The organism is Terrirubrum flagellatum (genome assembly GCF_022059845.1).
GTDB classification, from domain to species: Bacteria; Pseudomonadota; Alphaproteobacteria; order Rhizobiales; family Beijerinckiaceae; genus Terrirubrum; species Terrirubrum flagellatum.
Genome location: NZ_CP091854.1, coordinates 125,229 through 147,606, shown reverse-complemented (window position 1 = coordinate 147,606; position 22,378 = coordinate 125,229). Strand labels below are relative to the sequence as shown.

17 protein-coding genes are annotated in these 22,378 nt (G+C 65.4%); 4 read left to right on the top strand and 13 right to left on the bottom strand.

Annotated elements, in window-relative coordinates; all coding sequences use genetic code 11:
- Position 1: 1 nt before the first annotated feature.
- A complete protein-coding gene (locus L8F45_RS30450; protein WP_342364241.1) occupies positions 2 to 766 on the top strand; it encodes an SDR family NAD(P)-dependent oxidoreductase in 765 nt (254 codons plus the stop codon).
- On the opposite strand, the gene L8F45_RS30445 is transcribed toward L8F45_RS30450, so the two are convergent.
- On the bottom strand, positions 763 to 5,076 hold the full coding sequence (locus L8F45_RS30445) for a translocation/assembly module TamB domain-containing protein (protein ID WP_342364240.1): 4,314 nt from the start codon (positions 5,074 to 5,076) through the stop codon (positions 763 to 765). The two genes, L8F45_RS30450 and L8F45_RS30445, sit on opposite strands and share 4 nt — an antisense overlap.
- 278 nt (positions 5,077 to 5,354) lie before the next feature.
- On the opposite strand from L8F45_RS30445, the gene L8F45_RS30440 reads away from it, so the two are divergent.
- Positions 5,355 to 5,594 carry a hypothetical protein gene (locus tag L8F45_RS30440; RefSeq protein ID WP_342364239.1) on the top strand — a complete coding sequence of 80 codons (240 nt, stop codon included), beginning with the start codon at positions 5,355 to 5,357 and terminating at the stop codon, positions 5,592 to 5,594.
- Between the two features lie 65 nt (positions 5,595 to 5,659).
- On the top strand, positions 5,660 to 5,878 hold the full coding sequence (locus tag L8F45_RS30435; RefSeq protein WP_342364238.1) for a hypothetical protein: 219 nt from the start codon (positions 5,660 to 5,662) through the stop codon (positions 5,876 to 5,878).
- A gap of 38 nt (positions 5,879 to 5,916) precedes the next feature.
- Here L8F45_RS30435 and L8F45_RS30430 read toward each other — a convergent pair whose 3' ends face one another.
- The 6 genes from L8F45_RS30430 to L8F45_RS30405 form a co-directional block, all read right to left on the bottom strand.
- Positions 5,917 to 7,887 (bottom strand): autotransporter assembly complex protein TamA, encoded by a 1,971-nt coding sequence (locus L8F45_RS30430; protein ID WP_342364237.1) that lies wholly within the window; start codon positions 7,885 to 7,887, stop codon positions 5,917 to 5,919.
- Positions 7,888 to 8,049: 162 nt separating this feature from the next.
- Positions 8,050 to 8,658 carry an alkylhydroperoxidase domain protein gene (locus L8F45_RS30425; RefSeq protein WP_342364236.1) on the bottom strand — a complete coding sequence of 203 codons (609 nt, stop codon included), beginning with the start codon at positions 8,656 to 8,658 and terminating at the stop codon, positions 8,050 to 8,052.
- Between the two features lie 11 nt (positions 8,659 to 8,669).
- Positions 8,670 to 9,293: a CMD domain protein gene (locus L8F45_RS30420; RefSeq protein ID WP_342364235.1), complete on the bottom strand. Its 624-nt coding sequence runs from the start codon at positions 9,291 to 9,293 to the stop codon at positions 8,670 to 8,672.
- Positions 9,294 to 9,328: 35 nt separating this feature from the next.
- Positions 9,329 to 10,372: a putative FMN-dependent luciferase-like monooxygenase gene (locus L8F45_RS30415; RefSeq protein WP_342364234.1), complete on the bottom strand. Its 1,044-nt coding sequence runs from the start codon at positions 10,370 to 10,372 to the stop codon at positions 9,329 to 9,331.
- Positions 10,373 to 10,475: 103 nt separating this feature from the next.
- Entirely contained in the window at positions 10,476 to 10,859 is a 384-nt protein-coding gene (locus L8F45_RS30410; protein WP_342364233.1) for a type II toxin-antitoxin system VapC family toxin, read from the bottom strand.
- Positions 10,856 to 11,068 carry an AbrB/MazE/SpoVT family DNA-binding domain-containing protein gene (locus L8F45_RS30405; RefSeq protein WP_342364232.1) on the bottom strand — a complete coding sequence of 71 codons (213 nt, stop codon included), beginning with the start codon at positions 11,066 to 11,068 and terminating at the stop codon, positions 10,856 to 10,858. The genes L8F45_RS30410 and L8F45_RS30405 overlap by 4 nt, the downstream gene beginning before the upstream one ends.
- A 347-nt stretch (positions 11,069 to 11,415) precedes the next feature.
- Here L8F45_RS30405 and L8F45_RS30400 point away from each other — a divergent pair, with 347 nt between their 5' ends.
- A complete protein-coding gene (locus L8F45_RS30400; protein WP_342364231.1) occupies positions 11,416 to 12,978 on the top strand; it encodes a GMC family oxidoreductase in 1,563 nt (520 codons plus the stop codon).
- A gap of 172 nt (positions 12,979 to 13,150) precedes the next feature.
- On the opposite strand, the gene L8F45_RS30395 is transcribed toward L8F45_RS30400, so the two are convergent.
- The 6 genes from L8F45_RS30395 to L8F45_RS30370 all read right to left on the bottom strand — a co-directional run bounded on the left by L8F45_RS30395 (position 13,151) and on the right by L8F45_RS30370 (position 22,187).
- Positions 13,151 to 14,770: a hydantoinase B/oxoprolinase family protein gene (locus tag L8F45_RS30395; protein WP_342364230.1), complete on the bottom strand. Its 1,620-nt coding sequence runs from the start codon at positions 14,768 to 14,770 to the stop codon at positions 13,151 to 13,153.
- Positions 14,770 to 16,821: a hydantoinase/oxoprolinase family protein gene (locus L8F45_RS30390; protein WP_342364229.1), complete on the bottom strand. Its 2,052-nt coding sequence runs from the start codon at positions 16,819 to 16,821 to the stop codon at positions 14,770 to 14,772. The genes L8F45_RS30395 and L8F45_RS30390 overlap by 1 nt, the downstream gene beginning before the upstream one ends.
- Positions 16,822 to 16,911: 90 nt before the next feature.
- Positions 16,912 to 18,432, bottom strand: a complete 1,521-nt coding sequence (locus tag L8F45_RS30385; protein WP_342364228.1) for an ABC transporter substrate-binding protein — start codon at positions 18,430 to 18,432, stop codon at positions 16,912 to 16,914.
- Between the two features lie 103 nt (positions 18,433 to 18,535).
- Positions 18,536 to 20,365 carry an ABC transporter ATP-binding protein gene (locus L8F45_RS30380; RefSeq protein ID WP_342364227.1) on the bottom strand — a complete coding sequence of 610 codons (1,830 nt, stop codon included), beginning with the start codon at positions 20,363 to 20,365 and terminating at the stop codon, positions 18,536 to 18,538.
- Positions 20,362 to 21,252, bottom strand: a complete 891-nt coding sequence (locus L8F45_RS30375; RefSeq protein ID WP_342364226.1) for an ABC transporter permease — start codon at positions 21,250 to 21,252, stop codon at positions 20,362 to 20,364. Before L8F45_RS30375 ends, L8F45_RS30380 begins: the two co-directional genes overlap by 4 nt.
- Complete coding sequence (locus L8F45_RS30370) at positions 21,249 to 22,187, bottom strand: ABC transporter permease (protein WP_342364225.1); 939 nt, start codon at positions 22,185 to 22,187, stop codon at positions 21,249 to 21,251. Before L8F45_RS30370 ends, L8F45_RS30375 begins: the two co-directional genes overlap by 4 nt.
- Positions 22,188 to 22,378: the final 191 nt, after the last annotated feature.

Genomic DNA, 22,378 nt, shown 5'->3' with positions numbered 1-22,378 from the left:
CATGCCAACGCCTTTCGATATGAGCGGGCGCGTCGCGCTCGTCACCGGCTCGGCGCGCGCCATCGGACGCGCCATGACGCTGGCGCTGGCGGAGCGCGGCGCGTCCGTCGCGATCCATGACGTGAAGCCGAGCGCCGACGCCGAACAAACCTTGAAAGACGCTCGCGCGTTGGGCGTGCGGGCCGAGCCTTTCTTCGCCGATTTCATGGATGTCTCCGCGCCGAAAAAGCTGGTGCGCGAGGTGACGGAGAAGCTTGGCGCGCCTGATATTCTCGTCATCAGCGCTTCGATCGAGAATCGCGAAAACTGGCTCGATGTCGACACCGCCTCGTTCGACGCGCAGGTGACGATCAATTTCCGCTCCACGCTGTCGCTCTTGCAGGCGGCTGTTCCCTCGATGATGGAGCGCGGCTGGGGCCGCGTCGTCACCATCGGCAGCATCCAGGAGGAGAAGCCGCATTTCGAGCTGATGGTCTATGCCGCGCTGAAGTCAGCGCAGACCAACCTGGCGAGGAACCTTGCGAAGCAGGTCGTCGCCCATGGCGTCACCATCAACAACATCGCGCCGGGCGCGATCCTCACCAATCGCAACGCCCATGTGCTTGGCGAAGGCGATGTGCGCGCCCGCGTCGAAGCGATGATACCGGCGCGTCGTCTCGGCGAGGCCGACGACATCGTCGGCGCCTGCCTGCTGCTCTGCTCGCATGAGGGCCGCTACATCAATGGCGCGACCATTCCCGTCGATGGCGGCTGGGGCGCGATCTAATATTCAAGCTCGTAGCCGACGCCCGCAGCCGCGCGACCATCGGCGCCGATCTCGGTCTGCACCTTGAAATTGCGCATGAGATCGATGTCGGCGCCAACAGCGCTGTTCTCCGGTTTGGTTCCCGCCTTCACGCCGACGCGAACACGATCGCTGATGGCGCGCGACACGCCGACTGTTGGCCCGCCGCTCGAACTCATGCCGACATCGAGATCATCGACGCCGAGCGCGCGGCGCGTCTGCTCGAACACGTCAGGTCCGCCCGCGGCGCCTGACAATTGCGCCACCGCCTGCGCGAGCTGAACCGCCTGGAAAGGCGACAAGCCGCCGGAAGCGCGCGCGAACAGAAGCCGCGACAGCACCTCATCCTGCGGCAGATCAGGCGTGGAGGAGAGCGCGAATTGCGGCTCGCTGGCGCGGCCCGTCACCGCCACGCGCGCGGTGACATCGGCGGCGCGCGTTTCCGCAACGAAATCGAGATCGGGAATCACATCGCCGGAGAATGTCAGGCGGCCGCGGGTGAAATCGAGCCGTTGCGTGAGAATCGAAAGGCGGCCGCGCCGCATCTCGAAGGCGCCGATCGCGCGCGGCTCGCGCGACGAACCGCTGAGCCTGATGTCGCCGCCGAGCTCCGCATCAAGTCCCCGTCCGCGCACGAAGACGCGGCCCGGCGCGCTGATGGCGAGATCGAGCGCGGCGTTGAACGGCGCGCCGCCGCGCCGCTTCGCGGACGCCTTCTGGCGCGCGATCTGCGCGAGGCGCGCGCGCGTCTGCGGCGGCGGCGCAATATGCTTCGCGTCGCGCAGCGGCTCGGCAGCGCTCGGCAGGCGGTCCGGCACGCGGATTTCGAGCGTGCGCACATCGATGCGGCCGCCGATGCGCGGCGCTGACGCCAGCGGCCCGGACACCGTGAGATTGAGATTGGCGATCAGCGACGCGAGATCGCTTGAGACAAGCTCGGCCTCGTTCGAGGCGATTTTGATATCGGCGGGAAAGCCGCGATCGGCGTCGGCGATGACGCGGCCCGAGGCGCTGACGGTCCCGCCATTCTTCGCTTTCGCGGTGAGCCGTTCGACGGCGATGGCGTCGCCGCGGCCGGTGACGCGCCCCTCGATATTGGTGAAGGCGACGCCATTGAGCGGATCGGAGAAGGAACCACCGTTCAACGTCGCACTGCCCTGCACGTCAGGCCGCGCGCGCGTCCCGCGCAGCGCGCCATCGATCGCGATGCGGCCGGCGACGCGCTGGCCGCTGCCCGCCAGCATCGAGTTGCCGAGGCCCGCATCGACATTGCCCCGCGCGCGCAGATCAAACGCGCCTGTCGCGGTGAGCGGCGCCGAGCCGTCGATCTCGAACGACAGCGCGCGACCGCCCGCGATGCGCGCATTCACGCTGGCGCGATCGCCGCGCGCTTCACCCTTCGCCGTGACATCGAGCGGCGGCAGGCTCGCGCTCCGCGTCTGCGGCGCGCTTAAGCTTTTGATCGCAACCTCGAATGGCCCCTGCGGCGCGGCCGCGGCGCCTTTCAGCGTCGCGCGCGCGTCGAGCACGCCCTGCAATCCCGTTCCCGGCGCGAACACATCGGCGGCCGACAGCGGCAGGCGACGCACGTCGATCGCGAGATCGAGGTCGGAAGCGACGCGGCCCTTGATCTCGATATCGCCGCCCAACGCAGACAGCGCGAGTCGCTCGGTGCGCACGCCGCCATTCTCGATGAGCAGAGTTGATGGCGACGTCAGCGCAATGCGCGCCGCGCCACGCACGGCTGAGAAGGAGGCGAGATCGAAGCGCGTCGGTTGTGAAGGAATAAGCCGGCCCGCAGTCGCGAAATTGAATCCGCGCGCCTGCGCCGACAGCGACAGCGCCGTCGCGTCGGGCGCGCCGCGCGCATTGAGCGCGATGCGCTCGACCGTCTCGCCGCCCGCCACAAGCTTGTCCACAGTCGCGTCGCCATTGACTGTTATGCGCGCGAACACATCCTCGGCGCGCAGATTGGCCTTCAGCGATTCAAGCGTCGCGGCGCCAGCCGCGAGCCGCCGCCCGTTCGCGTCGAGCGCGATATTCTGCCGGCCATCGCGGGCATCGGCGATGAGCGACGCATCGAGGCCGCCGCGCAGCGGCGTCAGAACGAGCGGCGAGAGATCATTGAGATCTCCGGCGGCGATCGTCAGCTTGCCTGTCGCAAGTCCTGCGGCGCTCAGGGAGCCTTCACCGTTCGCGCTGACCGAGCCGAGACGCGCGGCGAGCGCGCTGAGCGTCCAGCCGCCATCCTTCATCGCCGCCTTCACGTCTGCGGCAAGCGCCTTGCCGTCGACATCGCCGCGCGCATTAAGCGCGATGTCAGGCGCGGTTCCCATGCGCGAGCCGTCGAGGGTCAGCATGAGATCGCGGATCGGCCGATCCATGGCGCGCAGATTGGTCGAGGTGGCGCGCAGATTGACGGCGGGATCGCTCGCCGGCCCCGTGAGCTTCGTCTCGACGCGCGCGGCGCCGACAAGGCGCAGATCGAGTTTCGCGAGATCGCCGAGCGAGAGATCGGCGGCGAGGCCGAGATTGTCGGCTGCGACGCGGCCACTAAGCGAGGCGACAATGAACTGACCGCGCGCCGCGACCTGATCGAGCAGCATGGCGCCAGGTTGCGTCGTCGCCTTGCCGGAAAAGGCGAGCCGCTTGCCAGTGAGGCGATCCGCGATCGCATCGCCAAGCGCGAGATCGGTCGCCGCGCCGTCGAGCACCGCTTCGACGGCGGAGCGCGAGGGATCGCCTTTCAGCGCGATCTGCAGCGCCGCGCGGCCGCTGAGCGCGCGGCCGACGAGGGTGGAGAGCGCAGACAGCTTCATGATTTCGCCGCGCGCGCGGCCATCGAGCACCGAAGCTCCGGCGCGGCCGACATAGGAGAAAGCGAGATTGGTCGAGGCGATGCGCGCATCGGTGAAATCGGCGACGCCCTTGTCGTCGATCACGCCGCGGACGACAAGCGTTCCCGACGATCCAATCGCCTTGGACAGGCCGCGATCCGCGAGCGCGAAACCTTCCGCCTTGCCGTCGGCGCTGAGCCGGTAACGCGGCGCCGGCGCATCGCGAACGGGATCGACGGCGAGCGTCGCATTGAGCGAGGCGAGTTTCACTGTCGGCGCGGAGAGATCGCGCAGATCGAGTTTGCCATCCACCTGCGGCGCGGTCAGCGGACCTTTCGCCGTCGCATCGAATGTCAGTTGCGCAAGACTCGCCTCGCCCTTGCGCGTCGCGCCGCCGGCGTTCGGCAGCGCGCGCGCCTTCGCCGTCACATCGAGCATGCGGTCTGCGCCAAGGCGGCCTGCGAGAGTGAGTTCCGCGATCTCGGACGCGAGCCGAATATTCTCGATGCCATAGCCGCCATCGTCGCCGAACACCGCGCCGCCGGTCAGCGACACCGCGCCGGCGAAAATTGTCGCGGCCGCCGGCGGCAACAGCGGCTCGACATGCGCATTCATGTTGAGCATCAGCCGGCGCAGCGCGCCGGCGCGCGCCAGCCGCGCTTCGCCGCGCGCGTCAATCCCGGCGCCCGCATCGAAATTCAGACGCGCGCGCCAGTCGTCGAGCTTGCCGGCGCCGTCGAGATCGAGCTTCACCGGCGGCAGACCCGGCAGGTTCGCAAGACGCGCGACGAGGCCGCCCGCAGGCTCGTCATGCTTCATCGCGAGATCAAGCTGTGTCGTCGCCGGCGCGAAGGTGAGGCGCAGCGAGGACTGTCCGGCTGCGTCGAGGCGCTTCACATCGAGCGTCGCCTGCAGGCCCTCCGACGGCGCGCCAAGAGAAGCCTTGCCTTCGGCGCCCAATCGCGCCGCGACGCCAATCACCGACTCGCCAAGCGCAAGCTCCTTCAGCGTGAATTTCCCGACTTCGACCTTGAGCGGCAATTCCGGCAGAATCGGCCCGCTCGATGCGGCCGCTTGCGCCTGCGCGGCGTCTGGCGGCGCCGGACGGCGCGACAGTTCGATCTTGCCGATCTCAAGATTCTGAATCTCGATGCGGCGAGAGAGCAGTGCAGCTCTTCGCCAGATGATGCGAATCGCATCGATGCGCAGAAACGTCCCCTGCGCATCGGCGACAGTCACGTTGCGAATAGTCGCATCCGACGACAACGGACCTTCGACCGAACCGATCGAGACGCGAGATGTTGGCGTCGAGAGCACGTTCGAAATGAAGCTCGCGAGAACGCCCTGATCCTCCTGCTGCTGCGCGCGCGCAGGCGAACCGAGCGTGAACATCGCGCCGATCGCAAACGCCGCGACAAAAATCCGCACTCCCGAATGTCGCGCGAATTCAGCCATTCGCCGCCTCCGCAGCAGCATCGCGCACATTTGCGCCCCGCGCCCGCTTGCTGCGTTGCAATATCTCGCGCGGCGCCAGCATTGCATGGTCAACGCGAACATGACCTTTGTGCGGCCTCTGGCGCCGCGCGCGGAAATTCAAGCCCGTTCTCGTTAAAAATAATTCATGCTCGCGACGATGAGTCTCCCGTCGCGAGCGCGTCGCAAATGTTTCAAACGCGCTCCTTATTGTCGCCGCGCTCGCTGGGGAAAGCACGCCAACGAAACTGGAGCGCCCCATGCTATCGACCTTGCTTCCGCAGCGCATCGGCTCCCGCATCGAAATTCCAAACGACGAATCCGGCCTGTTATACGCAGTCGAAGCGTTTGGATTTTTCACCGAGCATGTCGATGAAGAGAAGATCGTTCTGCGCAGGCAGGCTCCGAACGAGGCGCTTGGCGGCGCCGCGGCGACAACGCGCGCGCAGCCCGTCGATGGCGATCTCGCCAACCGCATCCGGGTGCTGTCGGCGCGATAGCCGGCGCCAAAATTTTGCCGCTTGCAAAGGTCAGGCTTGCCGCGTCCAGAAAACAGGAGAGGGTCATGAAGTCTCTCATCCGGGATTCCGGCGTGGAATTCACGCCAGAAGATCTGGCGATCATGCAGTCGGCGTTCGATCGCGCCTGCCGCGGTCTCGACATCAGCGAGGCCGAGCGTCGCGAAGCCGCGCTCGCCATCTTCGAGGCATTCCGCCACGGCGCGCGCGACATCAAGGTGCTGGCCGAAATCGGCCGCGTGGCGCTGCCGTCCGAGGCGGCCTGAGAGCGCGTCCCGCGCGACAGGAAGAATCGCGCGCCGCATCAGAAAGACTGCCCCAGGCTGACATAGATCGCATAGGGCCGCTCGCCGCCGCGGCGATCAAGCGGTGTCGCCACATCGACACGAATGGGACCGATCGACGTGTAATAACGCAATCCAAGTCCCGCTGCGAACCGCAGGCGCTCCGATCCGTCGGGCAACGAAGAGGCGTAAGCCTGTCCGGCGTCGATGAAAGGCACGAAGCCGATCGTGTCGGTGATCTTGATGCGCGCCTCGAGCGAGCCTTCGATCAGGCTCCTGCCGCCGATGACGTAACCGCGCGGATCGCGCGGCCCGAGGCTCTTATATTCGAAGCCGCGCACGGAGCCGCCGCCGCCGGCATAGAAGCGCCGCGTCGCCGGAATCTCCGCGAGATCGCCGCCGACGATCGATCCGAATCCGACGCGCGCCGCGATGATGTAGCGCGCGGCCTCATCGAGCGCGTAGTAGGTCGAGGCCTGCGCGCGGCCGACGCCGAAGAAAGTCGGCGCGTCGCGAAAGCCGTGATAGGGCGCGAGCGAGGCTGTCACCTTGATCCCGCGCGTCGGATCGAGCGGACGATCGGTCGAATCGTAGGTCACCGATACAGGCAGGCCAATAAGTCCGTAATTCAGCTTGCCCAAGGGATCGATCGATTGCCCGATCTCGCCTTCGACGCCGCCCTGAATCGAGAAGCTGTCGGTGAAACGATGGCGGATCGCCGCCGTCGCATTGACGAGCTTGCTGGTGTAGAAATCGGTGCTTTCGCGCTGGCCATAGACGTCGATCAGCAGATCGTTACGCGTTCCGCCAAGCGCCGGCTTGAGGAATGATGCGGAGAGTCTCCCGCCAAGATTCTTGAAATCGAAATTCTTGTTTCTCTTTTCGGTCGACCAGGGCTGGTCGACGGAATTGTAGAAAAGATCGGCGTCGATTCTCAACCGCTCGGCGCCGCCGAAGAGATTGCGATGAGCCCAGTAGGCTTTCAGCGCAGGACCATCGACGGTGGAATAGCGCACCGAGCCGCCGATCACGCGCGGCAGGCGCTCGGTCACATCGAGCGTCAGCGGCAGATTGCCGTTGGCGTCGAGCGATGTTCCCTCGCGCACGCGCGCCGAACCGATCGCCTCGATCTTCGTCACCGACTTGCGAATGGCGGCGAGCGCGCGGGGCGAATAGGGATCGCCCGGCTCCGCATAGATGAAGGAGCGCACGACAGCGGGATCGACGTCCTTCGTGCCGACAACATCGATGCGGCCGAGGCCCGCGACCGGACCTGGCGCGACCACGAGCGCGACATCGACAGTCTGCTTGCGATGATCGATCACGGGCGTGCGCCGCTCGACCTTCACGAAGGGATGGCCGCGATCGCGAAAATGATCTGACAATTGCGCCGTCGCTTCGAGCAGGCTTGCGGTGCGCGCGGGATCGTCGCGCTTCAGCGAAATCACACGCTCGGGAAGCACGGCCGCGTCGAAGCCGCGGCCGCTACTCTCCACCACCTCGATGCGGCTGAAGCGATAGAGCGGCCCGGGCTCGACCACGATCTCCACGGGAACGGCCGCGCGACCTTTGAGCCTGTCGGCGGCGCTGCGCGCCGCCGAGGTCGCCGGGCTCTGCAGGGTCAGCGGCTGGCCGGCGACGCGGATCGACGCCTTCGCGGCATAGTAGCCCGCGCCCCACATCGCATCGACGATGCGCGGCAGATCGCTCTCGGCCCGACGCGCCAGCTCATCGCCATTCTGCGGCGGCTCATTGCGCAGGCGATAGAGAACAGAGACGTCGTTGATCGCGGCCGCGGCGGATTTATCCGCGTCGAGGCCTTCGATCTTCAATTCATAGGGAAGAGTGGTGGCGGTCGGTTGCGGCGGCTTTTCGCTGAACCAGCCGAAGAAATCGAACGCGCGCGCGCTCCCGGCGCCAGCCACGGCCCACACCGAAACGCAAACCAGCAGTTGGCGCGCCCGTCGCCGGCCGCCCTGCCTCACGCGCATCCACCCGTCCTTTCAGCGCCCACCCCCAGGCTGCAGATTGGCTAGTTCTAGGCGACGGGGACAGGAAACGAAAGCACGAGCCGCCGCTGCGGTTTATGAAGCGTCAGGAGTGATTCAGATCGGGACGCTTCGCACATGGTTATGTGCAGTTCGACCCGATTGCTATGCTTTCGCAGACGCGCTCGGCTCGCCGAGTGACAGCATCAATCGATTCGCCCAATTGAAGAAGGCGGCGCCGTTGATGACGTCGACGATTTCGGCGTCGTCGAGGCCGGCTTCGCGCAGCCGGTCGATATGAGTCGAATCAAACGCGACAGGCGTCTCGGTCAGCGCGACCGAGGCCGCGATCACCGCATTCCAGCGCGGATCGATGTCGACGCCGACGCCTTCGTCGAGCAGCCGCTGCACATCCTCCTTCCTCTTGGAATGCACGGTGGCGAAGCGCGCATGCACCGAGGCGCAATAGATGCAGCCGTTGAGGCGCGACGCCGCAGCCGCGGCGAGCTCGCGCTCGGCGCGCGGCAATCCATTCACGGTGTTGTAGAAGATATCCTTGTCGGTCTTCGTGCGCGCGCCGAGAATGTCTGGATCGCGCGCCAGCAGCCTGAAGTAAGGCGACTTGATGCGCGCGGGATCGACAAGCCCGGCCCAGTGGCGTTCGGTGAAATCCGCCTCCGGAAAGGGCTCGAGCCAGGGCAGCCAGTCGAGCTCGGCCTGCGTGAAGGCGTTCGGCTCCTTGTTGTCGTTGTGGCGGATGACCGTCTCGCTCATGATGCTCTCCCTCACGCCGCCTTGCCGGCCGCGCCTGTGCGCGCGCCGAGAATCTGCAATCCTGCGACCACCCTGATCTGGAAAGCGAGAAACGCGACGAGCTGTGACAGGGTGACGATGCCCGTGCTCGACCAGCCCGCATCGAGAAGCGCCTGCAATACGTCGGGATTTGCATCGCGCGGGCGAAACACGAGGAGATGCGCATGTTCGAGCGCGGCGGCGAGTCGCAGCCCAAGCGCCGTGCGCGCTCCATCGCTTGCGCGATAGATCAGACCCTTTTTATCCTCAGCGCTGAGCGGTCCCGCGGGATAGGCGCCATAGGGACCGCTTGTTTTCCCTTTCGCGGCTTCGCTGGAAACCGCTTGCGCCAGCGCGGGCGACGCGCCTGACTTCGCCAGGCCCGCGCCATAGAATCCCGCGGGCTTCGCCGCGCCATGAACAGCGGAGACGAACAAGGCAACCGCATAGCGCTCCTGAGCCGACATCTCATCGAACGTGTCAGGTGCGAACAAAGCGAGAAAACTCTTCTGCGCATTCTCGCGCGCCTGCGCGCGGCGCGAGCGAATCTCGTCGAGCGACGAGCCCGGCGCGACGCCGGCGAGATGATCGATCACGTCGTCTGGAATCGCATTCATGGGCGAACGCTCCGGATTTGAATTGCAACGCGGACTTATCGCACCAGCGCGACACGCGGCGCGGATGTCGAAGCCGGCGACCAGCCGAGCGCCGGCGCCACTTTCTCTGCGATCAGTTCGATCGAACGCAGGATATAGGGGTGCGGCGGATCGACGGAATGCGCCTGGAAGACGAGATCGGTGACGCGCGCCAACGTCGAATCCGCATTCAGCGACGCGATCACATCGTCAGGCGTTCCCACATGCACGTCGAACGCCTTGATCATGTCTTCAAGTCGATCGCCCGGCGGCGCGTGGCCGGCGGCGATCGCCTTGTCGAGCTGGCGGCGCAGACCGATATCGGCGAAGCGCATCGCCTCCTCGCGATTCTCAGAGACATAGAGCGTGCGTGATCCCAGGATGCGCGGGCCGCGACCCGGCGGCAGCGCCGCCATATAGGCGTCGATGATGGGATGCTGAATTTCGGCCAGCGTCGCGTCGGGATTGTCCTTTGATCGCGGCTGCGTGCGCGACAGCAGTAGCCCGTCGCCCGCCTTGCCCGCGCGCTCGCCGCCGCTGACGGAGAATGTCGCTTGCCAGATGCGCTCCGCCAGCTCGGGCCGCGCGGGATAGATCATATCGCCGCCATCGAGCGCTTCGCCCTTCAGCGCCTTGCGCAGCACCGCGACATTGCGCGCGAAAATCTCGGAGCGCGCGTCGCTGTCGAGACCAAACGCCGCGAACGCCGTCGGATTGCCGCCGGTGCCGACGCCCAACTCGAAGCGGCCCTCGCAGAGGAGATCGAGCACCGCCGCATCTTCGGCGACGCGCACGGCGAGTTCGAGCGGCAGCGTGACGATGCCCGTGCCAAGCCGGATGCGCGAGGTGCGCGCGGCGACATAGCCAAGGAATGCGAAGGGCGAGGGCAAGCCGCCTTCCGCTTCATGAAAGTGATGCTGCGCGATCCAGGCGGAATCAAATCCAAAGCGCTCGGCATGCGCGATCTGCGCCGCCGCGAGCCGATAGCGCTCGCCCGGCCCGACATCATCGAGCAGGCGGGTGAAAAAGCCGAGGCGGCGTGGAAGAGTTGAATTTGTCATCTGGCGACGGACAGAAAAGGAATGTTGCGCGACCGATGCAAGTCCCGGACCCGGTATGACGCCGGCGCCTGCCATGCGCGCAACGCGGAGGGAAGAAGAAATTTCAGTCGCGCGGCTTCCGGACGAACAGGACATTCTCCAGCCGCTCGAAATGCGCGTCGCAGGTCAGGCAGTCCGCGCCCTGCTCCAGCGCTGTGGCGTAGATGATCGCATCGGCGGCCGCGAGCTTGTGAGCGCCGGAGAGATCGGCAGCCCGCAGCGCGATCCGCGTGTCGAGCGGCGCGACGATGCAGCGCTCGGTATGCGCGATCGCCTGATCAGCCGCCTCTTCCGACACTTCGCGCATGAGCCATTTCGCAAGCTCGAATTGCACGAGCGTGGGAACGATGGTCTCGGCCGGCTCCGGCCAATGCGCCTTCAGCGTCTCGGCCGCAGCGCCGTCCCGCAACCACTCGATCCAGGCCGAGGTGTCGACAACCCGCTTCAAACACGATCCTTGCGATCGCGATAGCCGCGCGCATCCGCCCCGCGAGCGATCCCTCTGAGCTCGTCGAGCTTCGGCGCCGGCATGACCATCACGCCCTTGCCCTTCGGGATGAAGACGAATTCCTGTCCCGCCCGCCATTCCTGGGCGATTCGCACCTCCTTGGGGATGCTGATCTGGAATTTCGCCGAGAGCTTCGCCCGGGCCGCCATTTCTGGTTGATCCCTTATCGATCGCAATCTGGTAAGACAATATCACGCCGCTCCCGGTGGCGGAAGAGCCCCAACCCGCTCGGATCGCGGCGACATTCTTCGCCTGCGTCTGCGGCAATCAATGGCTGCGCGCCGTGGCGGCCATGTTCAAACTGCGAGCGATCATCGCCCGTCCCCGAGTTCATCCGCTTCAATCGAGTGCATCGTCGCCACGTTTCCCGCAAACCGGAACCAAGCCTTGCGTTCGATGGCGATCAGCCGTGCGGTTCGAGGGATGACGCGCGCATTGCGATCGGCGAGGAAGAACAAGCCGCGCAGGGGATTGCGGCGATGGCGCGGGATCGAAAATGGCGGCCGACGAATTTGACTACATCATCATCGGCGCGGGTTCCGCCGGCGCCGCGCTGGCGGCGCGTCTGAGCGAAGATCCCTCAACGCGCGTGCTCCTGCTCGAAGCCGGCCGCGACATCCGCACGGCGGAGACGCCCGACCATATCCGCATCCCGAACCCGATGCGCGCCATCGCGGATGATGATTTCCGCTGGCCGACGCTGCTCGCGCGCCGCACCGACAGGCAGGAGCCGAAGCTGCTCTGGCGCGGCCGCGCCATGGGCGGCTCCTCAACCATCAATGGCCAGATCGCGATCCGCGCCATTCCCGACGATTTCGCGCGCTGGGTCGCCGCAGGCTGCGCCGGCTGGGGTTGGAGCGATGTGCTGCCCTATTTCAACAAACTCGAGACCGATGAGAATTTCGGCGACAGGCCCTATCACGGCAAGGAGGGGCCGATCCCCGTGTTCCGCGCCGCCGTCGAGGATTGGGGCCATGTCGATCGCGCGTTGATGAACGCCGCGCTCGGCCTCGATTATGGCTGGTGCGACGATCACAACGCGCCTGAGGGCACAGGCGTTTCGCCTTACGCGATCAACAGCCGGGCGGGCCTGCGCATCTCCACCAATGACGGCTATCTCGAGCCGGCGCGCGGCCGCGCCAATCTCACCATCGTGGGAGACGCGCTCGTTGATACGCTCACCTTCGAAGGCAACCGTCCGCATGTCAGCGGCGTCTCGGCGCTTGTGAAAGGCGAAGCGCGCGCGTTTCGCGCGACGCGCGAAGTGATCCTGTCCGCCGGCGCGATCCATTCGCCTCTGATTCTGCAGCGCTCCGGCGTCGGCCCGCGCGCGCTGCTCGAAAAATTCGGCATCTCCGTTCGCGCCGATCTGCCGGTCGGCAAAAATCTCCTCGATCATCCCGCGCTTGGCTTCATGCTTGATCTCGGCGACGAGGCGCGCGTCAACACGCGCATGCATCGCCACACCAATTGCTGCCTGCGCTATTCTTCCGGCCTCGCCGGCGCCGGCGAGAACGACATGATCATGATCGCCTTCAATCTTCGCCCGGAGCGCGAAGGCGATCTCGCGCGCGCCCGCATCATCGTCTCGGTCTATCAGGCCTTCAGCCAGGGATATGTGCGCATCACGAGCACGGACCCCGCCGCCGATCCTGACGTGCATGAGCGCATGCTGACCGACGAGCGCGATCTCCTGCGCATGCGTGACGGCGTGCGTCGCCTGCGCGAGATTTCATTGCAGCCCGCCTTGAAAACAGCGACGACGCGCGTCGAATACGGGATGACCGGGCGCTCGATCGAAGATGAGCTTGGCGGCGCAGCGCTCGATAACTGGATGCTGTCGGAAGTCGCCGACGCACAGCACGCCAGCGGAACCTGCCGCATGGGCGCGGCGGACGATCCGCGCTCCGTCGTCGATCCCTCCTGCCGCGTCATCGGCTGCACGGGCCTGCGCGTGATCGACGCCTCGATCATGCCCGAGGTTCCGCGCGCCAACACCCATCTCACGACAGTGATGATCGCGGAGAAGATGGCCGACGCGCTGAAGCGCGGCGAATAGCGCTGCGCGTTTGGAGCGTTTCCGGGTCTGACGTCGTCATCGGAGAAGCGTCATGCGCGGACTTGTTCCGCGCATCAACGTCTTGTCGCCAATTAAAAAGACGTGGATGGCCGGAACAAGTCCGGCCATGACGAAACCTTGAATCATCGCAAAAGAGAAATGCTCGAAGTGTTTAGCCCCTCACACGCCCCTCGGCCCGATCTCGCGCCATCGCTTCAGCGCTGCGTTCGGCCGCCGGGCCATAGCCGCCGGCGCCGGGCGTGATGATCTCGACGATCTCGCCCTTTTCGAGCACGCCGGCGCCGCGATGAAACGGCTTCACGCCTTCGCCAAAACCGAATGCGCCGCTGGCGCCGGCTTCGCCGCCCGCCACACCCCACGGTTTCGACTTCAGACGCGAGCAATCCACCTCCACACGGCAATGCGCTTCGGCGCGATAGACGCGCCTGAGCCCCATGCCGCCGCGCTGACGTCCACGACCGCCTGATCCATCGACAAGTTCGTAGCGCAACAGCGTCAGCGGATATTCGACCTCCAGCGCCTCGGCCGGCAGGTTCGACGTGTTGGTCATGTGAACATGCACGCCGTCGAGACCATCCTTCGTCGCGCGCGCGCCGGAGCCGCCACCGATCGTCTCGAGATAGACCCAGGGCGCGCCTGTTCCCGGCTGCTCGCCGACGAAAGTCGCCGACGCGACCGAGCCGTTGCAGGCGGCGATGACGCGATCGGGGATGATCTTCGCGAGCGCGCCATGGATGAGATCGACCACGCGCTGACAGGGCGCGATGCGGCCGTTCACCGCCGCCGGCGCGACGCAATTCAGGATCGTGCCGGCGGGCGCCGTCACCGTGAGCGGCCGCGCGAGACCGGAATTCGGCGGGATGGTGGGATCGACCACCGTCTTCACCGCGTAATAAACAGTCGACAGCAACGCCGTATAGACCATGTTGAATCCGGCGCGCGCCTGCCGTGGGCTGTCGAAATGCAGGCGCATATTGTCGCCGTCGATGGCAATGGCGACGGAGAATTTGAACTCCTCGTCGATCTCGGGACCGTCAAACAGATCTTCGAACGTGTAGACGCCATCGGGAATCGCGGCGATGCCGGCGCGCATCTTGCGCTCGGCATAGTCCTGCAACGCGACGCCCGCCGCGAGCACCGTGTCCCGACCATATTTCGCGCAGAGCGCCGTGACGCGCTCGACGCCAAGCCGGTTCGCCGCCATCTGCGCGCGCAGATCGGACAGGCGTTCGCGCGGCACCTGACAATTCAGCAGGATCAATTCCTGCATGTCGTTCTGCAATTCGCCGGCGCGATAGAGCCGGATCGGCGGAATGCGAATGCCTTCCTGAAAAATATGGGCGTGGCCGCGATCGGCGAAGTCGGCGTGATGCGCCGTATTGACGGCCCACGCCACCATGCTTCCCTGATAGAAGATCGGTTCGGCGAGAACGATGTCGGGCAAATGCGTGCCGCCGCCCTCATAGGCGTCGTTGCCGACGAACACGTCGCCCGGCCGCATCTCCTCGACCTTATGCCGCTTCAGGATGTGCGGGATGATGCCGATGAAGCTGCCGAGATGCATCGGGATATGCTCGGCCTGACACAGCGTCGATCCCGAGAGATCGAACAAAGCCGTCGAGCAATCGCGCCGCTCCTTGATGTTGGTGGAATAGCTTGCGCGCACGAGCGCCTCGCCCATCTCTTCCGTGATCGAGGAGAAGGCGCTGCCGATCACCTCGACCGTGATGGGATCGATGGCGATTGCATTGTCGCGAGTCGCTGCGCTCATCACGCCGTCTCCAGAATCAGATTGAGATAGGGCTCGACTGTCGCGGTCATTCCAGGCAGCAGCACCGTCGTCGCGTCCATCTGCTCGACGATCGCCGGCCCTGAGAAACGATTGCCCGACTTGAGTTTCTCGCGATCGTAAACCGGACAGGCGACGAAGCCGCCGGTTTCAGGGAACCAGACCTCGCGCGAGCCGACGATGGCGCCGCTTGCGTCAGGGCCCGCATCAGGCTGCGGCTTGAATTCCGCCTTCGGCGTGAAGCCGATCGCCTCAACGCGGAACGTCACGAGCTGCACGTCCTCGCCCTCGGCGACGAAACCATACATGCGGCGATGCGCAGCCGCGAAGCCTTCCGCCAGCCTCTCAAGCGTCGCCGCGGTGATCGGACCGTCGGGCACGTCGATCGCCAACTCGTAATTCTGGCCGTGATAGCGCATATCGACCGTGCGCCGGACCTTCCGGTCGCTCTTTTCGACATGCTCCTCGGCGAACCAGCGTTCCGCCTGTGCGGCCAACCCGTCGAAGATCGTCGCAATCTCGGGCGCCATATCGACGCCAAGCTTCATCAGTCGCGTCGTCGCGAAATTCGCGCGCAGATCGGTCAGCAGAAGCCCGAGCGCACAGCCGATGCCGGGATTGCGCGGCACCACGATGCGCTTGATGTCGAGCTCGCGCGCCAGCCGCGCCGCATGCAGCGGGCCGGCGCCGCCAAACGCCATCAGCGCATAGTCGCGCGGATCATGGCCGCGCTGCACGCTGATCACGCGGATCGCCTTCGCCATATTGGCTGTCACAACCGAGATGACGCCCTGCGCCGTCGCCATGAGATCAAGCCCAAGCTTCTCAGCGATCCGGCCAATGGCGGCGCGCGAAAGGTCCTGCCGGATTTTCATGCGCCCGCCGAGCAGATGCGTCGGGTTAAGCGTCTGCAGCACGACATTCGCGTCGGTCACCGCAGGCTCCTGGTTGCCGCGATCGTAGCAGACCGGGCCGGGATCGGCGCCGCAGCTTCTTGGGCCGACCTTCAACAGGCCGCCGGAATCGATATGGGCGATCGAGCCGCCGCCGGCGCCGACCGTGTGGATGTCGAGCATCGGCGCCTTGATGGGATAGCCATGCACGATCGCCTCGCTGGCGAGCTTGGCCTCGCCATTTTGCAGAAGCGCAACGTCGCTCGACGTGCCGCCCATGTCGAAGGTGATGAGATTGGGAATGCCGATCATCTTCCCGATCGCCTGAGCGGCGACGACGCCGGTGCTCGGTCCCGACAGCACCGTGCGCACGGGCAGTCGCGCCGCGGCGTCGAAGCCGATCACACCGCCATTGGATTGCGTGAGATGCGGAACCGTCGCGACGCCGAGCTCTTTCAGGCGGTCCGCGAGACGCCTGATATAGCTTTGCATGATCGGGCCGAGATAAGCGTTCACGACAGCAGTCGAGATGCGCTCATATTCCCGGAATTCCGGCGCCACCTCATGCGACGCGCAGACGAAGGCTTCCGGAAATTCCTCGGCGAGAATCCTTTTCGCCGTCTCCTCATGCTGCGAGCGCACGAAGCCGTAGAGAAAGCCGATCGCGACTGCTTTCACGCCGGCGGCTTTCAGCGTTCGCGCGGCTTCGCGCACGGCGTTCTCGTCGAGCGGCGTCTCGACCTCGCCGTCATGACGCAGCCGTTCGGCGACGCCGATGCGCACGTCGCGCGTCGCGAGCGGCGGCGGCTTGTCCGCCTGGAGATCATAGAGGTCCGGCCGCTTTTGCCGGCCGATTTCGATGAGATCGCGAAAACCTTCTGTGGTGATGAGGCCCGTGCGCGCGCCGCGATGCTGGATCAGCGCATTGGTCGCGACTGTAGTGCCATGGCCGAAATAGGCGACCTGAGACGGCGACGCGCCGACGCGGGCGACGCCTTCCTCGGTTCCGCGCGCGATGGCGCGCGAGGGATCATCGGGCGTCGACGGCACCTTCCAGACTTCGACGCGTCCGCTTTCATCGTCGAAGAGGCAGACATCGGTGAAGGTTCCGCCGGAATCGATGCCGATGCGCCACGCCATGAGGTAACCGCCTTATTTTGATCTGCTCTTGTGATCGTCCGGCGGCGCTGACGCGCCGGACGATCCTGCTTAAAAGACCGAGCGCGTCGCTCAGTCGAGCGAGGTCGATTCCAGCGTATAGGCCGAGAAGAAATTCGTGCCGCCGGGCATGCTGGTGAAACCGTTCATGTTCTTCACCATGCCGTAGCCCTGCGCGCGCCAGGCGAGGCCCACCAAAGGCGCCTGCTCCAGCGCCAGCTTCTCGAGCTGCGCATAGATCGCCTTGCGTTTCGCCACGTCGAATTCGGCGCGCCCCTTGCCGAAGAGATCATGCATCTCAGGCGTCTTGATGCCATAGCTGCGCGCGATATTGGCGGGCAGTTCGCCATCGAGAATGGGCCCCAGACCATCGGGATCATTGTTATCGGCGGCGGTGCCCTGCACGCAGAATTCGTACTGGCCCTTGCCGCCCATGGCGACGCGCGTCGCCCAGTCCGGAAGGTTCAGCTTCACCTCGATACCGATCTCGGCGAGATGCGCCTGCACCACTTCGGCGGTGGATTTATGCATGCCGTATTGCGCGGTCGACAGCAGCGTGCAGGAAAAGCCCTTGGCGACGCCCGCTTCCGCCATCAGCTTCTTGGCGCGATCGGGATCGTACTTCCACGTTTTCGAGCGCGCCTCGTCGAAATAGGGGCTGCTGGAGGGAATCGGAATCCCTTCGAGCGGCCGGCCGCGGCCGAAGAACGCCGCTTGCACGATCTCTTCGCGGCGGATCGCATGCGCCACCGCCTGCCGCAGGCGCACATCCCTAAAGGGCCCGTTCTCGCCGTTGAAATTCAGGCCCATGAATGGACCGTCGGCCGAAAGCAGCTTCAGTTTCGGGTTTTTCTCGATCGCCGCCATGTTCTGCCACGGCACATATTCGATGAGATCGATATCGCCGGCTTCCAACGCCGCGACGCGCAGATTCTCATCGGCGTAGGCGATAAGCTTGATGCTGGCGAGCTTCGGCAGGCCGGGCTTGTAATATTTCTCGAAGGCCGCGACATCGATCGAGACGCCGCGCTCCTGCGATTTCATCACGAAGGGACCAGCGCCGACGCCGAGCGATCCGCTTCCGATCGAATCCTTTGCGATGATCGGCGCATGCGGACTGGCGAGCCACAGCGGCAACGTCGCGGTCGGCTGCTTCATGGTGATGACGACCGTCTGCGCATCAGGCGTCTCGATGCGCTCGACCGTCTTGAATTCATTCTTGAGGAACGCGGTCGAATTGTCGGCGGCGATCTGTTCAAGCGTCCACTTCACGTCGGAAGACGTGACCGGCGCGCCATTGTGGAAGGTCGCGGGGCGCAGCTTGAAGCGCCAACCCGTCGCGCCTTCCTGCGTCCAGGATTCCGCGAGTTCCGGCCGGACTTCGCCATCGGGGCCGAAGCCGGTGAGGCCGCGGAAGACAAGCAGCTTCACGGTGAGCGCCGCGGTGCCGGTATGCAGCCATGGCTGCAGGCTCGGCGGGAAACTCGAGAGCGCGAAGCGAAGCGTCTTACCGGTTGCGGCGCTCGCCGGAAGCCGCGCAAAGGGCAGAACGGCGCCGGCTGCCAGCAGAGAGCGACGGGACGGAGTGAACATGCGGGACCTCCCCCTTCAGGCCCAGGCAATCTCGCTTGGGCTATACCAGTTTTGCGCCGAAAATTGCGATCTGCAAGCGAAAACGTGAACTGGTCGATACCAATTATCGCATTCCGTGGCCGTCGTCGGCCTCGATGAAGTGGCCTTCGCCAACCTCGACCAGCCGCCGCTCCGGCGGCGTGTAGTTTGCCGGTCGGATCGGGCTTGGAATTTCGTCGACCGCCAGCTCGCGCCTGAGCGCGCGGCGCGACGGATCGGGCGTCGGCACGGCGGCCATCAGCTTCTTCGTATAGGCGTGGCGCGGATCGCCGAACACGGACGCGCGTGGCCCGATCTCGACTATGCGGCCGAGATACATCACGGCGACGCGATGGCTGACGCGCTCCACCGCCGCCATGTCATGCGAGATGAAGAGATAGGCGAGGCCCAGCTCCTGCTGCAGGTCGAGCATGAGATTGAGCACCTGCGCCTTGATCGACACGTCGAGCGCCGACACCGCTTCGTCGGCGACGATCAGCTTCGGCGACAGCGCCAGAGCGCGCGCGATCGCAAGACGCTGGCGCTGGCCGCCTGAGAATTCATGGGGATAGCGCTGGCCCATTTCAGGCGCGAGGCCAACCTTGCGCAGGAGATCGCCGGCGCGTTCGCGCGCTTCAGATTTTCCCGCGAGGCCATGCACCACAATCGGTTCGGCGATCGCATCGCCCACCGCCTTGCGCGGATTGAGACTGGCGAACGGGTCCTGAAAAATCATCTGCATGCGCCGCCGCGCCGCCTGCAGCTCCGAGCGCGACAGCGAGGTCACGCTGCGGCCCTCGAAGCTGACGGCGCCGCGCGTCGGCTCGATCAACCGGAGAATCGAGCGGCCCGTCGTCGATTTTCCACAGCCGGATTCGCCGACCAGCGCCAACGTCTCGCCAGCGCGCAGCGAGAAGGAGACATCCTCAACCGCATGCACGCGCCCTTTCACGCGGCCGAGCACGCCGCCCCTGATGTCGAAACGCGTGGTGAGATTCTCGACCTTGAGGATGGGCGCTTCGCTTGCGCGCACGGTGTCGGCGGCTTCGACCGGCGGCGCGACGATTTCGCCGCGCGCGGGATCAATGGCGGGAAAGCGCAGCGGACGGGCGCGGCCCTTCATCTCGCCGAGCTTCGGCACCGCCGCGAGCAGCGACTTGGTGTAGGCGTGCTCGGGCGCAGCGAAAATGTCGGCGGAGGGACGCTCTTCGAGCTTCTTGCCCTTCCACATCACCACGACGCGATCGGCGATCTCGGCGACGACGCCCATATCGTGCGTGATGAAAAGGACGGACATGCCCTCCTCGTCCTGCAGCGCCTTGATCAGTTCGAGAATCTGCGCCTGGATGGTGACGTCAAGCGCGGTGGTCGGCTCATCCGCGATGAGCAGTTTCGGCCGACAGGCGAGCGCGGTCGCGATCATCACGCGCTGGCGCATGCCGCCGGAGAGACGATGGGGATAATCGCGGAAGCGCTGCTTCGCCGCAGGGATTCGCACGCGGTCGAGCAGGCGCAGCGCTTCGGCCTCGGCTTCGCTGGCGTTGAGATCGCGATGGAAGCGCAGCGCTTCGCAAATCTGGAAGCCGACGGGCAGCACCGGATTGAGGCTCGTCATCGGCTCCTGGAAAATCATGGCGATGCGATTGCCGCGCACCTTGCGCATCTCCGCTTCCGGCAGCGAGACCAGATCCTGTCCCTCAAGCGCAATGCGCCCCTCGATCTTTCCGTTGGTCGGCGATACGAGCCGCATGATCGACAGCGCCGTGACGCTTTTGCCCGAACCGGATTCGCCCACGACCGCGACGGTCTCGCGCGGTCCGATCGCAAAGGATACGTCGTCGACGGCGGCGCGCCACTCGCCGCCGATGCGGAACGACGTCGTGAGATGTTCGATGCTGAGGACGGGCGCGCTCATCGCTCGCCCTTGAGCTTGGGATCGATCGCATCGCGCAATCCGTCGCCCAGAATATTGAGCGCGAAGACGACGATGAGAATCGCGAGGCTCGGCGCCAGAACGAGCCAGTAGCTGTCGAGGATGTTCTCGAAGCCTTCCCGGATCATGCCGCCCCAGGTTGGCGTTGGCGGCTTCACGCCGAGGCCGATGAAGGCGAGCGACGCTTCTGTGCGGATCGCGTTAGCGAGCCAGAGCGAGGCCATCACCAGAATCTCGGGGAAGATGTTCGGGAAAATATGTAGCGCCATGATGCGCACGTCGGAGAAGCCCAGCGCCCTTCCCGCCTCGATATATTCGCGCTCCTTCACCGAAATCGTCGGCGCCCGCGCAATGCGCGCAAAGGACGGCACCGAGGTCAGCGCGATCGCGATGATGATGTTCTCCATGGAGGGGCCGAGCATCGCGACGAGAATGAGGCCGAGAATGAGCGAGGGAAACGCCAGCAGGATGTCCATCGTCTGCATGACGATCACATCGAAGCGGCCGCCATACCAGCCGGCGAGCACGCCGATCAGCGAGCCCAGCACCATGGCGATCACCGTCGAGACGACGCCGATGACAAGCGAGATGCGCGCGCCGTAGAGGAGCCGCGAAAGGATGTCGCGGCCGAAATAATCCGAGCCGAGATAGAAATCCTCGTGCGGCGGCTGCAGCCGCGAAAGGATGTCCTGCTCCAGGGGATCGTGCGGCGACAGCAGCGGCGCGAACGCTGCGGCGAGCGCCACCAGCACGAAAACCACCAGTCCGACCCATGAGGTCTTGTTGGCGTTGAACGCCGCGACCGTCGCTTTCAGCCAGCGGGCGCGCGACGGCGGCGCGGGCGCGGCGTCGTGGATCGACGCGCTCATTTAAGCTTCACCCTGGGATCAATGAAGGCGTAGGCGAGATCGGTCGCGATGTTCACCAGCACGACGATCAGCGTGTAGATCACCATCATGCCCTGCAGCATGGTGTAGTCGCGCTGGTTGAGCGCGCCGATGATCAGCTTGCCCAGCCCCGGCCGGTTGAACACGATTTCGGTCAGCACGGAATTGCCGATCAGGATGCCGAAATAGAGGCCGACGATCGTCACCACGGGAATGAGCGCGTTGCGCAGCGCGTGCCGCCACACGACGACGCGATGCGGCGCGCCTTTCGCGCGGGCGCTGCGGACATAATCCTCCTGCAGCACTTCCAGCATCGCCGAACGCGTCACGCGCGTGATGTAGGCGGCCATGATGAGGCCGAGATTGAGCGCCGGCAGCGCCATCGACTGGAACCAGTCGGAGAAGGAGCCGGCGCGCGCGCTGATGACGGGAAACCAGCGCAGCTGGATGGCGAACAGGATAAGCAGGATGATCGCCGACACGAAAGGCGGAAAGGAAAGCCCAAGCAGCGAAGCGATGCGCGTGACATAGTCGGGAATGCGATTGCGATTGACCGCCGCCCATACGCCGAGCGGCACGCCGATCACCGCGCCGATCGCCATGGAGACGATGGTGAGTTCGATCGTCCAGGGCAGCACCGCGAGAATCTCGCGGATGACGGGCCGCCCGGTCACCAGCGAAACGCCCCAGTCGCCCTGCGCGGCGCCTGAGAGGAAGCTCCAATATTGCTCGATCAGCGAGCGATCGAGGCCGAGCCGCGTCCGCATCGCTGCGATCGCGCGCGCGTCAGCTTGATCGCCGAGGATCACCTGCGCGGGATCACCGGGGACGATCCTGACCACGATGAAGACGAGCGTCAGAACAGCCCAGAGCGTGACAACCGCAAAGCCGAGCCGCTTGACCAGAAATGCGCCCATCGCAGGCCTGACTTACGTCGGTGAGGGCGTCACCCTCCCCCTTGCGGGGAGGGTCGATCGCGAAGCGATCGGGGTGGGGGTCGGGCCATGATTGCGCCTTATCGGCGGCATCGAACGTTTCAATTCCACCCCCACCCCTGGCCCCTCCCCGCAAGGGGGAGGGGAACATATCGAGCGTGCGACGCGCATCG

Excerpts from the sequence above, each read along its gene's own strand:
- L8F45_RS30450 (WP_342364241.1), top strand. The coding sequence starts at position 2 with ATGCCAACGCCTTTCGATATGAGCGGGCGCGTCGCGCTCGTCACCGGC.
- L8F45_RS30445 (WP_342364240.1), bottom strand. The coding sequence starts at position 5,076 with ATGGCTGAATTCGCGCGACATTCGGGAGTGCGGATTTTTGTCGCGGCG.
- L8F45_RS30440 (WP_342364239.1), top strand. The coding sequence starts at position 5,355 with ATGCTATCGACCTTGCTTCCGCAGCGCATCGGCTCCCGCATCGAAATT.
- L8F45_RS30435 (WP_342364238.1), top strand. The coding sequence starts at position 5,660 with ATGAAGTCTCTCATCCGGGATTCCGGCGTGGAATTCACGCCAGAAGAT.
- L8F45_RS30430 (WP_342364237.1), bottom strand. The coding sequence starts at position 7,887 with ATGCGCGTGAGGCAGGGCGGCCGGCGACGGGCGCGCCAACTGCTGGTT.
- L8F45_RS30425 (WP_342364236.1), bottom strand. The coding sequence starts at position 8,658 with ATGAGCGAGACGGTCATCCGCCACAACGACAACAAGGAGCCGAACGCC.
- L8F45_RS30420 (WP_342364235.1), bottom strand. The coding sequence starts at position 9,293 with ATGAATGCGATTCCAGACGACGTGATCGATCATCTCGCCGGCGTCGCG.
- L8F45_RS30415 (WP_342364234.1), bottom strand. The coding sequence starts at position 10,372 with ATGACAAATTCAACTCTTCCACGCCGCCTCGGCTTTTTCACCCGCCTG.
- L8F45_RS30405 (WP_342364232.1), bottom strand. The coding sequence starts at position 11,068 with ATGGCGGCCCGGGCGAAGCTCTCGGCGAAATTCCAGATCAGCATCCCC.
- L8F45_RS30400 (WP_342364231.1), top strand. The coding sequence starts at position 11,416 with ATGGCGGCCGACGAATTTGACTACATCATCATCGGCGCGGGTTCCGCC.
- L8F45_RS30395 (WP_342364230.1), bottom strand. The coding sequence starts at position 14,770 with ATGAGCGCAGCGACTCGCGACAATGCAATCGCCATCGATCCCATCACG.
- L8F45_RS30390 (WP_342364229.1), bottom strand. The coding sequence starts at position 16,821 with ATGGCGTGGCGCATCGGCATCGATTCCGGCGGAACCTTCACCGATGTC.
- L8F45_RS30385 (WP_342364228.1), bottom strand. The coding sequence starts at position 18,432 with ATGTTCACTCCGTCCCGTCGCTCTCTGCTGGCAGCCGGCGCCGTTCTG.
- L8F45_RS30380 (WP_342364227.1), bottom strand. The coding sequence starts at position 20,365 with ATGAGCGCGCCCGTCCTCAGCATCGAACATCTCACGACGTCGTTCCGC.
- L8F45_RS30375 (WP_342364226.1), bottom strand. The coding sequence starts at position 21,252 with ATGAGCGCGTCGATCCACGACGCCGCGCCCGCGCCGCCGTCGCGCGCC.
- L8F45_RS30370 (WP_342364225.1), bottom strand. The coding sequence starts at position 22,187 with ATGGGCGCATTTCTGGTCAAGCGGCTCGGCTTTGCGGTTGTCACGCTC.